Source organism: Rhodococcus sp. SJ-2 (assembly GCF_053750035.1).
Window position 1 is genome coordinate 376849 of sequence record NZ_CM132340.1, and the last position, 15518, is coordinate 392366.

The window sequence follows — 15518 nt, forward strand, 5'->3', positions numbered from 1 at the left end:
TCAATGCTGGTCAGCAACGATGTGCACTTGATGTGCACTCTGCCACTGCGTGAGCACTCCTGCCGGAGCTTCGTCGACAACCACGACCACCGCGAGGTCTTCGAGACCGGGTTCGAGGGTCTCCAGGGACGCCGCAGGCAGGTGGGCGTGCGTGACCCATTCGTTGTAGAGAAGCCCATCGAGGTCCTCACCACCGAGGATGCCTTCGGGAACGAGCACGACGGCCGCCCCCGTCGCGGTGACGAGCAACTGCTCGAGCGCCAGTGCCGTCGCTCCCGCACCGTTGATCCCCGCACGCGAAACCGCCGCGCTCCGGGACTCGTAGGTCATCGAGTACCGGTCGCGCAGGGTAACGAGCAGATCGACCAGTTCCGCGTTGGAAAGCGTTCGCGAATCGAGGACCACCGCCGGGTCGGACGGCTCGACCGGGCGCACACGATCGGCATATGTGACCGGATCCGCCGGCATCGCTGCACTTTCTCGCGTGAACGCCTCGTCGTCGATCACGAGCCAGTCGCCGGCCGGTGCACTTGCGGTCACCGCCGCAACAGTCAAGCCCAGCACCGCACCCGACGGCAGACTTGTCGTCCACCGCTGAGAGTCGACAATCGCAAGGGCCGCGCCGGTCTTCGCCACGGCCCATTGCGCGACCACCGAAGCCACCGACCTCGGTATCGCGATGGCCACGATGTCCCCCGTTCCCAGACCGCGTGCGATGAGCACACGGGCAAGCTGCGACGACTGCTCGTCGAGTTGCCGGTACGAGAACTCGCGTCCTTCCTCACCGGTGGCGGCGTCCGCAGGTACCGCCAGAGCCGGAGCGGACGGGTCCTCCTCGAGGACCTCACTGAGGACGGTGGCCAGGGTGCGTGCCGCGGATGTGACGACCGGAGTCACCGGTCCCGATTCTTCGACGATGCGAGCCGCCTCGTCGGCACCGAGCAGATCGATGTCACCGACCGGATCACCCGGGTTGTCGACGAACGCGTCGAGTACCCGGACGAACTGCTCGGAAATCCTCGAGATCGCCACCTCGTCGAAGAAGCGCTCGAGGTACTTGAAGGTGAAGTCGATCGCCGTGTCGGCAACGGTGAGCAGCGTGATCGGGTAGTGCGTCGCGTCCTTGACACTCACCCCCGTGATGGTCATCCCGTCGATCGACCCTGCCGCATCGGACAGTGCTTCGCGGTCGATCGGATACGACTCGAAGACCAGCAGCGAATCGAACCCGATCGGGATGCCTGCGCGCTGTTCGATGTCGGACAGGCCGACGTAGTGGTGATCGAGGAGTCCGGCCTGCTCCGCCTGCAGACGCGTAAGCAATGCCTCGACCGACTCGTCCGGTTCGGCGTTCACCCGCACCGGCAGCGTGTTGATGAACAGACCCACCATCGACTCCACGCCGGGCAGGTCTGCGGGACGCCCGGAGACGGTCGCGCCGAACACCACGTCGTTCCGTCCGGTCAGCCGGCCTGCGAGCACTGCCCACGCCGCCTGGACCAGCGTATTGACCGTCACCCCGAGTTGCCCGGCGAACGTGGTCAACCGCGCGGTCCGTTCGGCGTCGTAGAGCACCGACACCGTGGAGATCGTGTCGTTGTCCGCGTCGCGGACGGCCGGTGCCAGGATCGTCGGCTCCTCCATACCGCGGAGGGTGTCCGCCCACGCATCGAGGGAGTCGTTGCGATTCTGCTCCGACAACCAGGACAGGAAGTGGCGGTACGAGCGGACACGCGGCAGCAACGACTGATCTCCGCGCAGCACGTACAGGGCCATCAGGTCCTGCATGAGCAGCGGCATCGACCAGCCGTCGAGCAGTATGTGATGGCTCGTGACTGCGAGGTGGTACCGGCCATCGGATTCCTTGACGAGCAGGAACCGCATCAGCGGAGCGGTCTCCATTTCGAACCGGCGAGCCTGCTCGGCTGCAAGCACCTCCGCAAGCTCCGTCTCGCGACGGTCGGCAGGAAGATCTCCGAGATCGACCTGTTTCCAAGGCAGTTCAACCTCGTCGAGCACCAACTGAACCGAGTCGCCCTTGTCGTCGGTGACGAACGCGGTGCGGAGATTCGGGTACCGGTCGAGCAACGCCTGACCTGCGCCGCGCAGGCGATCCACGTCGACCGCGCCTTCGAGGTCGAGCACAGCCTGCATTGTGTACACGTCGACGTGACTCTCGTCGATCATCGATGCATGGAACAGCAGACCGGACTGCAGAGGTGAGAGCGGCCACACGTCGTCGAGCGCCGGGTAGCGGCGCTCCCAGTGTTCGATCTCGGTCTGATCGAGGTCGACCAGCGGCAGATCCGAGGGGGTGAGTCCACCTGCCTGCGGCCCCGTCGCGTACTCCGCGAGGGCGCTCAGCGCAGCAATCCAGTGCTGGGAGAGTTCGTCGACGTCGTCGCGATCGAGCAGTCCCGCCGGGAACGCGATGTTCGCGCCGAGCTGCGGACCCTCCGGCCCGTCGCTGACCACGGCGTTGATATCGACCGCAGCGTTCGCGGGCATGTCCGCGTCCTGGACCACGTCGAGCTTGCCTAGCGCATCCGTAGGCGCCCACCCGATCGCCGCCAACTCCTCCGGCACATCCGCAGCAGACACACGCCCCAGATAGTTGAAACTGATCTGCGGCGACTTCGCCACCGCACCCAACCGCACCGACGACTGCCCATCCAGATACCGCAACAGGCCATACCCCATGCCCCTGTCCGGAATCGCCAGCAACTGCTCCTTCACAGCCTTGACCGCAGCACCGACCGACACACCACCGGCGAACGCATCATCGACATCGACACCCGCCAGATCCACCCGCACCGGATACGCACTCGTGAACCACCCCACCGTCCGCGACAGATCCGCACCCGGAACCACAGCCTCTTCACGACCGTGACCCTCGAACTTCACCAACGCCGACGATGACTCCACACCACGATCACGACGCCACCGCACCAACGCCAACCCCAACGCCGTCACCAGACCATCGGCGACACCACCACGGAACAACGACGGCACCGACGTCAGCAACGCCTCGGTGTCCGAGGCGGGCACGCTGACGTCGAAACGCTCCACGGTGGACGCGGTGTCCACGGACGGATCGAACGGCCGCTCGCCGAGTAGCGGATCGGGACCCTCGAGAATCTGTTCCCAGAGCCCCAGTTCGTCGCGATGCGACGGTGCCGCCTCGACGAGACCGTGCGCCCAGCGCCGCAACGACGTCCCGACTGCGGCAAGCTCGACCTTCTCCTGGCCGGAGACGATCTGTCCCCACGCAAGACCGAGGTCCGGCAACAGGATTCGCCACGACACTCCGTCGACCACGAGGTGATGGGCAACGACGGCGAGCACCCCGGCACGCCCGGCCGAACCGAAGTCGAACCACACGAACTGCAGCATCGCCCCGGCGAACGGGTCGAGTCGGCCGAGGGCCGCATCGATCTCACGTCCGGCGAGGGCGGTCAGGTCCTCGTCGCTGATGTCTGTGGGAGCCTCGACGCGGGTGAGAAGGGACCCTGCGTCCACGTCACCGGCAACGCGCACGCGGAAGGTGATGCCGGCGTCGTCGCGGTCGAGGATCGACCGAAGCGCATCGTGGTGATCCACCACAGCACCGATCGTCCGCTCGAGCACGTCCGCGGTGATGTCCTGCGGAAGGGTCACGGAGACGAACTGGGAGAACCGGTCGATGCCGCCGGGCCAGCCCAGCACCTCACGCATGATCGGCGTCAACGGAACATCACCGGCACCACCACCGGGTAGTTCGTCGAGCCGCACGAGGCCCTGAGACTCGTCGCTCCGAACAGCAACTTCGGCCAGCCCCGCCACCGAACGCCGCTCGAACACATCCCGCGGCGTGAACACCACACCACGAGCCTTCGCCCGCGACACCAACTGAATCGACACGATCGAATCACCACCGAGCGCGAAGAACGACTCGTCCACACTCACCTTCTCCAAGTGCAGAACCTCCGCGAACACCTCCGCGATGATCTCCTCGACCTCGCTACCGGCACCGCGATACTCACGCTCTTCGAACACCGGCTCCGGCAACGCATCACGATCCAACTTGCCCACCGGCGTCAACGGCACCTCATCGAGCACCACGATCGCCGACGGCACCATATGCGGCGGCAACGACCGAGCCACGAACTCCGTCAACCCCGCCACATCCACAGTCCGGCCCACCGCGGGCAACACATACGACACCAACACCGTCGCACCCGACGCCGTCGAACGGCCGAGGGTTGCGGCAAAATCGACGGTCTCATGTGCCGCCAGGGCTGCGTCGATCTCGCCGAGTTCGATACGGAAACCGCGCACCTTCACCTGGAAGTCGCTGCGCCCCACGAACTCGAGCTCGAGACGCTCCCCGCCGGCCCGCCACCGGACGACGTCGCCCGTGCGGTACATCCGTGAACCGTCCGGACTGTAGGGATTGGCGACGAACATCTCAGCGGTGAGGGCGCTGCGGCCGTGGTAACCGCGGGCAAGCGCCGCACCTGCCATGTACAGCTCACCGGCGACGCCCTCCGGGACGGGACGCATCCGTGCGTCGAGCACGAGCGCGGACACCCCGTGAGTGGGGTGGCCGATCGTGATGGGGCGTCCCGGCTCGAGCCGAGCGAAGGACGAGATGATCGTCGTCTCGGTGGGGCCGTATCCGTTGAAGTACTTGCGGCCCGGTGCCCACTTGGCGAGCAGTTCCGGCGTGGTGACGTCGCCGCCGACCGACGCGACCTCGAGGCTGTCGATCCCCGTCGGATCCATCGTGCCGAGCACCGCAGGGGTGATGATCGTGTGAGTCACCCGCTCGGTGCGCAGGAGGTCCGCGAGATCCGGGCCACCGATGATCGTCGACGGCACGATCACCAGCGTCGCACCACTGGTGAACGCCGCCATCCACTCGAGCACCGACGGGTCGAAGCTCGGCGAGCAGATGTGCAGGAAACGATGTCCGGCACGCAGGTGGTACAGCTCGACGGCGGTGTCGACAACCCCGCCCAGACCCTGGTGTGTGACGACGACGCCCTTGGGACGGCCCGTCGAACCCGAGGTGTAGATGACGTAGGCCGGGTGGAACAGCGACAGCGGACGCACCCGGTCGGAGGCGCCCACCGGCAGCTCCGACTGCCTGTCGAGCTCACTGGTGAACGTCGAATCGTCGAGCACGATCCAGTCGGAGTCCCCGGGTAGTCCGTCCCGATAGGTCGAGGACGTGATACCGAGGACCGCGCCGGAATCGGCCAGCATGTACCGCACACGCTCGACGGGATAGGTGGGGTCGACCGGCAGGTGCGCGGCACCGGCCTTCGCGATCGCCCACACGCTCAGAACCATCTCGTACGACCTCGGATACGACACCGCGACGATGTCCTCCGGGCCGACGCCCTGTCCGATGAGGATGCGCGCGAGCTTCGACGAGGTCTCGTCGAGCTCGCGGTAGCTGATCGAGCGCCCCTCGTAGCGGACCGCGGTGGCGTTCGGATCCAGCGTGACCGCCGCCGTGAGGATATCGGCGAGGGTTCCGCCCGCTCCGACGCGATCCCCGTGGACGTGCGTGAGCCGGCCGAACTCGTCGCCGCCGAGCAGCGGGAGATCCCCGACCGGTGCCTGTGGATCCGCGAGGAGGCCGGAGATCAGCAGTTCGAACCGATGCGCGAACTGTTCGACGGTACCGTGATCGAACAGCGCGCTCGCGTAGGAGAACTCGGCCGATATGCCGGCAGGTGCACCGTCTTGCCCGATGCCTTCGCGCAGCGTGAGCGACAGGTCGAACTTCGCGGTGTCCACATCGAAGGGCACGCCGGACACACTCAGCTCCGGAAGCTCGAAATCCGCGGACGGCAGGTTCTCGAACGACAGGGCCACCTGGAACAGCGGGTGCCGCGCCGTCGACCGCTCGGGCTCGACGATCTCGACGAGCCGCTCGAACGGGATGTCCGCGTGGGCGAACGCCTCGAGATCGATCTCACGGACCCGCGCCAGCAGGTCGGTGAACGGCTCGCCCGCCTCGACACGGCTCCGCAACACCAGGGTGTTGACGAACATGCCGATCAGGTCGTCGAGTTCGGACTCGCCGCGACCCGCGATCGGGGTGCCGATCGCCACGTCGTCGGAGTCGGACATGCGCGCCAGAAAGATCGCCAGCGCGGTGTGGACGACCATGAACATGGTCGTGCCGGTCCGGCGGGCCAACGCAGCCAGTTCACGATGCGTGGACGCATCGAGCGCGAACTCGACCCGGCCACCGGCGAACGACTGCACCGGCGGACGCGGACGGTCCATCGGCAGATTCAGCTCGTCCGGAATGCCGGAGAGCGCACGCTTCCAGTACTGGGCCTGGGTCGACAGCAGACTCTCCGGATCGTCCTCCGAGCCGAGAACCTCACGCTGCCACAACGCGAAGTCCGCGTACTGGACCGGCAGCGGAGCCCAGGCAGGTTCTTCGCCGTTCGTACGGGACACGTAGGCGGCCATGACATCACGGGTGAGCGGTGCCATCGACCAGCCGTCGGCGCTGATGTGGTGGACGACGAATACGAGCACGTGATCAGAGACCGACGCCCCCAGCCTGTACAGCACCGCACGCAATGGAACCTGTGTCGTCACGTCGAACCCAGCGCCCACGATCTCCAGGATCCGTCCGGGCAGGTCCGCTTCGTCGACCTGCACAGCGTCGAGGTTCGGCATCGCCTCGTCCACCGACAGAATCTGCTGGTAGGGACGACCGTCGTCCTCCGGGTAGATCGTGCGGAGCACCTCGTGTCGATCGAGCAGATCACGCACGGCCGCCTGCAGCGCATCCACGTCGAGGGCGCCGGTCAGCCGCACTGCGACGGGGAGGTTGTCGGCGCTCGACGTCGCATCGAAGCGATTGAGGAACCACATGCGCTGCTGTGCAAGCGACAGCGGCACCCGATCCGGGCGCTGCTGCGGCACCAGCGGTGCGCGACGCGTCGACCCCGTGTGCTGCTCTGCCTGCGCGGCGAGGGCATGCACGGTCGAGGACTCGAACAGCACCCGCACCGGAATACGAACATCGAGTGCCGACCCGAGGCGCGCAACGAGTTGCGTCGCGATCAGTGAGTTTCCGCCGAGCGCGAAGAAGTCGTCGTCGAGGCCGACACGTTCGACACCGAGGACATCGGCAAAGGTCGTCGCAACGATCTCCTCGATCGGTGTCGTCGGAGCCCGGAACTCCCGCGCTTCGAACGTCGGAGCGGGAAGCGCCTTGCGGTCGAGCTTGCCAGACGTGTTGAGCGGGAACTCTCCGAGCACGACCAACGCGGACGGCACCATGTACGCGGGCAGCGTCTCCGACACGAACTCGACGAGTTCGCCGGTGTCGATGTTCCGTCCCGGTGCCGGCACGACGTATCCGGCGAGCTGGTCGCCGGTGGGTGTCTGCACCACCAGTACCGCAGCCTGGTTCACCGAATCGTGGGCGAGCAGCGCGGTTTCGATCTCGCCGAGCTCGATGCGCTGGCCACGGAACTTCACCTGGAAGTCGGTGCGGCCGATGTATTCGAGTTCGCCATGCTCGTTCCACGTCACGAGGTCGCCCGTTCGGTACATCCGGTTGCCGGACTCCCCGTACGGATTCGCGACGAACCGGTCCGAGGTGAGGTCCGGGCGGCGCACGTACCCGCGTGCGAGCTGGACACCTGCGAGATAGAGCTCTCCCGGGACACCGACGGGAACGGGGCGGAGCCGGCCGTCGAGGACGTACGCCTGCACGTTCCATTCCGGGACACCGATCGGCACCACGTCGACCGAACCCGCTGCCGGTGCTTGCCAGTAGGTGGCGGACACGGCGGCTTCCGTGGGTCCGTACAGGTTGTCGATGTCCGCAGAGCTGATCCTGCGGACACCGTCGATCGTCTCGGGCGGCAGGGCTTCACCGATCACGAAGATGTCGCGCAGAGTGCGGCATTCTTCGGCGTCGGCGTGGGCGGCGAACACCGTGAGCATCGACGGCACGAAGTCGGTGATCGTGACGCGCTCGCGTGCAATGACTTCGGACAGGTACGCGGGGTCGCGGTGACCGTCCGGGGTGGCGATCACGAGACGGGCACCCACGCTCAAGGGCATGAAGAAGCCCCACAGCGACACGTCGAACGTGGTGGCGGTCTTCTGGAAGTACACGTCGCTCGAGGTCATCTCGAACTCGTGCAGCATCCATTCCGTCTGGTTGACGATTGCGCGGTGCGTCACCGCGACGCCCTTCGGGCGTCCTGTCGAACCGGACGTGAAGATCGCGTAGGCGGTGTTGTCAGGACGCAGCGGTGCGATCCGGTCCGCATCGGTGACCGGTGCGATCGAGGTGTTCGACAAATCGAGCACGTCGATGGCGATCGACCGGATACCGAGATCCGACGGCACCTCGAACTCGTCGCGCGCTGTGGTCACGATGCAGACCGGATCGGCCGTGTCGAGGATGTGCCGGACACGATCGATGGGGTGGTCGGGATCGATCGGCACCCATGCGCCGCCGGCGCGCACGATCGCGTACATACCCACCATGAGGTCGAGAGACCGTCGGATGGCCAAGCCCACCAACGACTCCGGCCCCACACCGTGCGCGATCAGGTGTCGCGCGAGGCGTGTGACGCGAGCGTCGAACTCGGCGTAGGTGAGGGAGTCACCTTCGTAGACGAGTGCGACAGCGTCGGGTGTGTGAGCGGCCTGCGCGTCGAAACGGTCGGTGAGCAGTGCCGACGCGTCGAGTTCGTGCGCCGAGTCGTTCCAGTCGTGGAGGATCCGGTCGAGTTCCGCGGCATCGAGGAGCTCGATGTCACCCACATGATTGTCGGGCCGCGCAGCAAGCGACTCGAGTGCACGCACGAAGCGGGCAACGAGCGTGGACACCTGATCGCGATCGAAAAGTGCACGCTGATAGCGCAGTTCGACTTCCATGCCCGTCTTGATGTGAACGAACAGGCTCAACGGGTAGTGCGTGGCGTCGTGTGTACCGACACCTGTGACGGACATGCCGTCGATCGACGAGGCCTGCTGGGCGAGGCCCTCCTCGTCGAGCGGGTAGGACTCGAACACGGTGAGGGTGTCGAAGGCCACCGCGGGACCCGAGGCCCGCTGGATGTCGGTCAGTCCGAGATGGTGATGTTCGAGCAGCGCGGCTTGTTCGCTCTGCAGACGACCGAGGAACTCGCCGATCGGCTCGTCGGGGTCGAAGGACACCCGCACCGGCAGGGTGTTGATGAACAGACCCACCATCGACTCCACGCCGGGCAGGTCGGCGGGGCGTCCGGACACGGTCGCGCCGAACACCACGTCGTCGCGGCCGGTGAGACGTCCGATCAGCACGCCCCATGCGGCCTGCACGAGAGTGTTCACGGTGACGCCGAGGCGCGCCGCGGCATCGCTGATCGCGGCCAGGCGCTGCGCGTCCAGTTCGATCTTGACGCGGTCGTCGCCCTGCTCCCCCGGATGACGGGGCGACTGCGGGGCGAGCAGTGTCGGTTCGTCGAATCCGTCGAATACGTGTGACCAGGCGTCGCGCGAGGCCTCCAGGTCGCGTGTGCCGACCCATTCGAGGAACGATCGGTACGACCGCGCACGCGGCAGCATCGACGTATCGCCGCGAGTGGCGTACAGGGCCATCAGGTCCTGCATGAGCAGCGGCATCGACCAGCCGTCGACCAGCACGTGGTGCGTGGTCACGCCGAGCTGGTAGCGATCACCGCCGAGCGAGACGAGTACGAACCGCATGAGCGGTCCGGTGTCCATGACGAATCCGCGGGACTCCTCGTCGCGCCAGAACGGGACGGTGGCCGTCACTCCCGAAGACGCGACCTCCGACGACATGTCGACTGTGCGCCACGGCACCTGTACGTCGTCGAGCACCAGCTGGACCGAGTCGCCGTCGTCGTCGGTGACGAAGACGGTGCGCAGATTCGCATGCCGATCGAGCAGCCCCTGAGCAGCCCGGTGCAGACGGTCCGCGTCGACCGCGCCTTCGAGGTCGAGCACCGCCTGCATCGTGTACACGTCGACGTCATCGTCGGCCGTCATCAGCGCGTGGAACAACAGACCGGACTGCAGCGGCGAGAGCGGCCACACATCGGCCACCGGCCGGTACCGCGATTCCCACCGTTCCAGGCCGGACTGGGTCACATTCACCAACGGAACGTCCGACGGTGTCAGCCCGCCGGCGTCGGGTGCGTCGACGTGGGCGACGAGCGCGTCGAGAGCCGCGCGCCAGTGCTGCGCGAACTCGTCGACATCGTCGCGATCCAACAGTCCGGTGGGGAATGCGATGTTCGCGCCGAGCTGCGGACCCTCCGGCCCATCGTTCACGATCGCGTTGATGTCGATCGCGGCACTGGCGGGCATGTCCGCATCGAGCGCGGCGTCGACCTGGCCGAGTGCGCCGGTGGGCGCCCACCCGATCGCCGCCAACTCCTCCGGCACATCCGCAGCAGACACACGCCCCAGATAGTTGAAACTGATCTGCGGCGACTTCGCCACCGCACCCAACCGCACCGACGACTGCCCATCCAGATACCGCAACAGGCCATACCCCATGCCCCTGTCCGGAATCGCCAGCAACTGCTCCTTCACAGCCTTGACCGCAGCACCGACCGACACACCACCGGCGAACGCATCATCGACATCGACACCCGCCAGATCCACCCGCACCGGATACGCACTCGTGAACCACCCCACCGTCCGCGACAGATCCGCACCCGGAACCACAGCCTCTTCACGACCGTGACCCTCGAACTTCACCAACGCCGACGATGACTCCACACCACGATCACGACGCCACCGCACCAACGCCAACCCCAACGCCGCCACCAGACCATCGGCGACACCACCACGGAACAACGACGGCACCGACGTCAGCAACGCCTCGGTCTGCCGTGAATCCAGTGTCAGTTCGATGCGTTCCACCGTGGAGGTGACATCGACCGCGGGGTCGAAGGGACGCTGCGCGAGCAGCGGGTCGGGTTCACCGAGAACCCGCTCCCACAACTCCAGCTCATTTCGATACGACGGCGCCGCCTCGACGAGGCCGTGCGCCCAGCGCCGCAACGACGTCCCGACCTCGGCGAGCTGGACATCCTGCCCTGCGACGATCTGCCCCCACGCAAGACCGAGGTCCGGCAACAGGATTCGCCACGACACACCGTCCATCACCAGGTGATGCGCGACGATCAGCAACACACCCGGCCGGGCGCCGCCGGCGAAGTCGAACCACACGAACTGCAGTACCGACCCCGATACCGGGTCGAGGCGCCCGAGCGCGGAATCGAGTTCGCGCGAGGCGATCTCGGTGAGATCGGCATCGGAGATCTCGGCCGCGACCTCGATCCTGGTGATCAGGGACGACGCGTCGACAGTGCCCGTGGCGCGAATGCGCAGTGTTGCCGCGTCATCACTCCGGTCGAGGATCGACCGCAGCGCATCATGGTGATCCACCACAGCACCGATCGTCCGCTCGAGCACGTCCGCGGTGATGTCCTGCGGAAGGTTGACAGCGATGGTCTGCGAGAATCGGTCGAAGCCACCGGGCCAGCCCAGCACCTCACGCATGATCGGCGTCAACGGAACATCACCGACACCACCACCCGGAAGTTCGGCCAGCTTCTGGGGCGCATCCGCATCCACACGCGAGGCGACCTCCGCCAGCCCCGCCACCGAACGCCGCTCGAACACATCCCGCGGCGTGAACACCACACCACGAGCCTTCGCCCGCGACACCAACTGAATCGACACGATCGAATCACCACCGAGCGCGAAGAACGACTCGTCCACACTCACCTTCTCCAAGTGCAGAACCTCCGCGAACACCTCCGCAATGATCTCCTCGACCTCACTACCGGCACCGCGATACTCACGCTCTTCGAACACCGGCTCCGGCAACGCATCACGATCCAACTTGCCCACCGGCGTCAACGGCACCTCATCGAGCACCACGATCGCCGACGGCACCATATGCGGCGGCAACGACCGAGCCACGAACTCCGTCAACCCCGCCACATCCACAGTCCGGCCCGCCGCAGGCAAGACATACGACACCAACACCGTCGCACCCGACGCCGTCGAACGACCGACCGTGGTTGTCCAGTTGACGGTGTCGTGTGCCGAGAGCACAGCGTCGATCTCGCCGAGTTCGATACGGAAACCGCGCACCTTCACCTGGAAGTCGCTGCGCCCCACGAACTCGAGTTCGAGACGATCCTCGACAGCACGCCACCGCACCACATCACCGGTGCGGTACATGCGTTCGCCGGCTTCGCCGTACGGGTTCGGGACGAATCGTTCGGCGGTGAGAGCGTTGCGTCGGTGGTAACCGCGCGCAAGGGCACGGCCCGCCACGTAGAGCTCACCCGCCATACCGGCCGCGACCGGCCGCAGACGTGAATCGAGCACCAGGGTGGTCATGCCGACGATGGGCTCACCGATCGTGATCGGGCGCTCCGGCACCATCTGCCCGAAGGTCGATACGATCGTGGCCTCGGTGGGCCCGTACGCGTTGACGTAGGTCGTGCGCTTCGACCACTCCGACAGCAGTTCCGGCGTGGTGACATCGCCACCGACCGACAACACTTCGAAGCTGTCGACGCCGTCGGACTCCATGGTCCCGAGCACCACCGGGGTGATGATCGTGTGCGTCACCCGTTCGGTGCGCAGCAGCTCCGCGAGATCCGGGCCACCGATGATCGTCGACGGCACGATCACCAACGTGGCACCGAACGAGAAGGCAGCCATCCATTCGAGTACCGACGGGTCGAAGCTCGGCGAGCAGATCTGCAGGAACCGCGACTCGGACGTCACGCCGTACAGATCGGTGACCATGTCCTTCAAACCGGCCAGACCCGAGTGGGTGACGACGACGCCCTTCGGCTGCCCCGTCGAACCCGAGGTGTAGATCAGGTAGGCGGGCTGGTACACGTGAGTGGGGCGTACGCGATCCGTGTCGCTGATCGGTGTGGACGCACGTGCGTCGACCTCCGCGACGAAGTCGGGGTCGTCGACGAGTAGCCATTCCGCGTCGTCGGGCAGACCGGTGGCGTACTGCGACGACGTGATACCCAGTGCTGCACCGGAATCGGACAGCATGTACCGCACGCGCTCGGCGGGGTACGTGGGGTCCACCGGCACATGTGCGGCGCCGGTCTTCGCGACAGCCATGACGGTGACCGCCATGTCGTACGAACGCGGGAACGAGACGGCAACGAAGTCCTCGGCCCCGATTCCCCGATCGATGAGCATCCGGGCAAGTCTCGACGACGCTTCGTCGATCTCCCGGTAGGTGATCGAACGTCCCTCGTAACGCACTGCGGTGGCGTCGGGATCCATCGTCACACCGAGAGTGAGGAAGTCCGCGAGGGTCTTCGGCTCGGTCAGGACGTCGTGCCCGCGCATGCTGGTGAGCTGCGCGAATTCCTCATCGCCGAGCAGCGGCAGGTCGCCGACCGGTGTAGCTGTTCCGGACAGGATGCCGTTCACGAGCCGGGTGAATCGCTCCGCGAACCGCTCGACCGTATCGTGGTCGAACAGTGCGCTCGCATACGAGAACTCAGCGGACAGGCCGTCCGGATCACCGCCGGCGTCGACGTGTTCACGCAGCGTCAATCCGAGATCGAACTTCGCGATGTCGAGTTCGAACGGCACACCGGACACACTCAGCCTCGGCAGTTCGAGGGCGGTTTCGGGCATGTTCTCGAACGACAGCACCACCTGGAACAGCGGGTGCCGCGCGGTGGACCGCTCGGGCTCGAGTACGTCCACAAGCCGCTCGAACGGAATGTCGGCGTGTGCGAACGCGTCGAGGTCGGCGGCGCGCACCCGCGACAGTAGGTCCTCGAAGGTCTCACCGGTATCGACATGGCTGCGCAACACCAGGGTGTTGACGAACATGCCGATCAGATCATCGAGCTCACGCTCGCCGCGACCCGCGATCGGCGTGCCGATCGTGATGTCGTCGGAGTCGGACATACGCGCGAGGAACACTGCCAACGCCGTGTGCAGGACCATGAACATGGTTGTTCCGGTCCGGCGGGCCAGCGCCGCGAGTTCACGATGAGCGGACGCGTCGAGTGCGAACTCGACCTTTCCTCCGGTGAACGACTGCACCGGAGGGCGCGGGCGATCCATCGGCAGGTTGAGCTCGTCCGGGACGCCGGCGAGGGTGCCCTTCCAGAATTCTGCCTGAGCCGAGAGCACACTCTCCGGATCGTCTTCGCTGCCGAGCACCTCGCGCTGCCACAGTGCGAAGTCCGCGTACTGCACGGGCAGCGGCGCCCAGGCCGGGGCCTCGCCCGCCGCGCGGGACACGTAGGCGGTCATGACGTCGCGCGTGAGCGGTGCCATCGACCAGCCGTCGGCGCTGATGTGGTGCGCGACGAAGACGAGCACATGATCGGTCGCGTTCTCGGCGTCACTTCCGCTGTCCGCCAGTGCGAACAGCGCGACCCTCAACGGAATCTCGGACGTGACGTCGAAACCGGCCGACACGACCTCGCCGACACGGGCGAGGAGGTCGTCCTCGGTGACGGTTTCGGCGACGACCTCGGGTGCGGCCTCGGCTGCGGGAACGATCAACTGGTAGGGATGCCCGTCGATCTCCGGGTAGATCGTGCGCAGCACCTCGTGCCGCACCAGCACGTCCCGCACAGCATCCTGCAGCGCGGACACATCGAGTTCACCGGCCAAACGCACAGCGACCGGAATGTTGTTGACCGACGAGTCGGTGTCGAAGCGATTGAGGAACCACATGCGCTGCTGCGCGAGCGACAGCGGCACCATGTCCGGACGCGACTGCGGTACGAGTGGCGTCCTCGAATCGGTGTCAGCATGCTGCTCCGCAGCGACAGCGAGCGCACCGACATTCGGAGAGTCGAACACGATCCGGACCGGTACACGGGCACCCAACGCTGTACCGATGCGCGAGACCACCTGCGTTGCAAGCAACGAGTTGCCACCGAGTTCGAAGAAGTCGTCGTCGACCCCCACCCTCGACACACCGAGTACGTCCGCGAACACACCCGCGACGATCTCCTCGACCGGCGTACGCGGCGCTCGGAACTCACGCACCTCGAACACCGGCTCCGGCAACGCCTTCCGATCCAGCTTGCCGTTCACATTCAACGGCAACCCATCGAGCACCACGAACGCCGACGGCACCATGTACGACGGAACACGCGAACCCAACACAGACTTCAGCTCGGTCGTATCGAGTTCCACACCCGCCGCCGGCACCACATACGCCACCAACTGCGCACCGGTGCGCTCGTCCTCACGCGCGATCACCGCAACGTCACGGACCTCGTTCTGTTCCCGCAACGCCGACTCGATCTCGCCGAGCTCTATACGGAAACCACGCACCTTCACCTGGAAGTCGGTCCGCGACAGGTAGTCCAGCTCTCCCTGTGCCGTCCACTTCACGAGGTCGCCGGTGCGGTACAGCCGCTCCCCCGACCCGAACGGCGACGCCACGAAACGCTCCGCGGTCAGATCCGCCCGACCGTGGTAACCCCGCGCCAATTGCGCGC

Annotated in this window: 1 protein-coding gene (running past one end of the window); it reads right to left on the reverse strand. The window is 66.2% G+C overall.

Translation table 11 applies throughout. The features are described 5' to 3' along the window. Window positions 1–15518, reverse strand: the 3' portion of a protein-coding gene (locus tag ACSYG9_RS01880; RefSeq protein ID WP_454840946.1) for a non-ribosomal peptide synthase/polyketide synthase. Its footprint extends 14119 nt past the window's final position; 15518 of the gene's 29637 nt are visible here — the last part of the coding sequence; its start codon lies off the right edge, out of view; the stop codon is at window positions 1–3.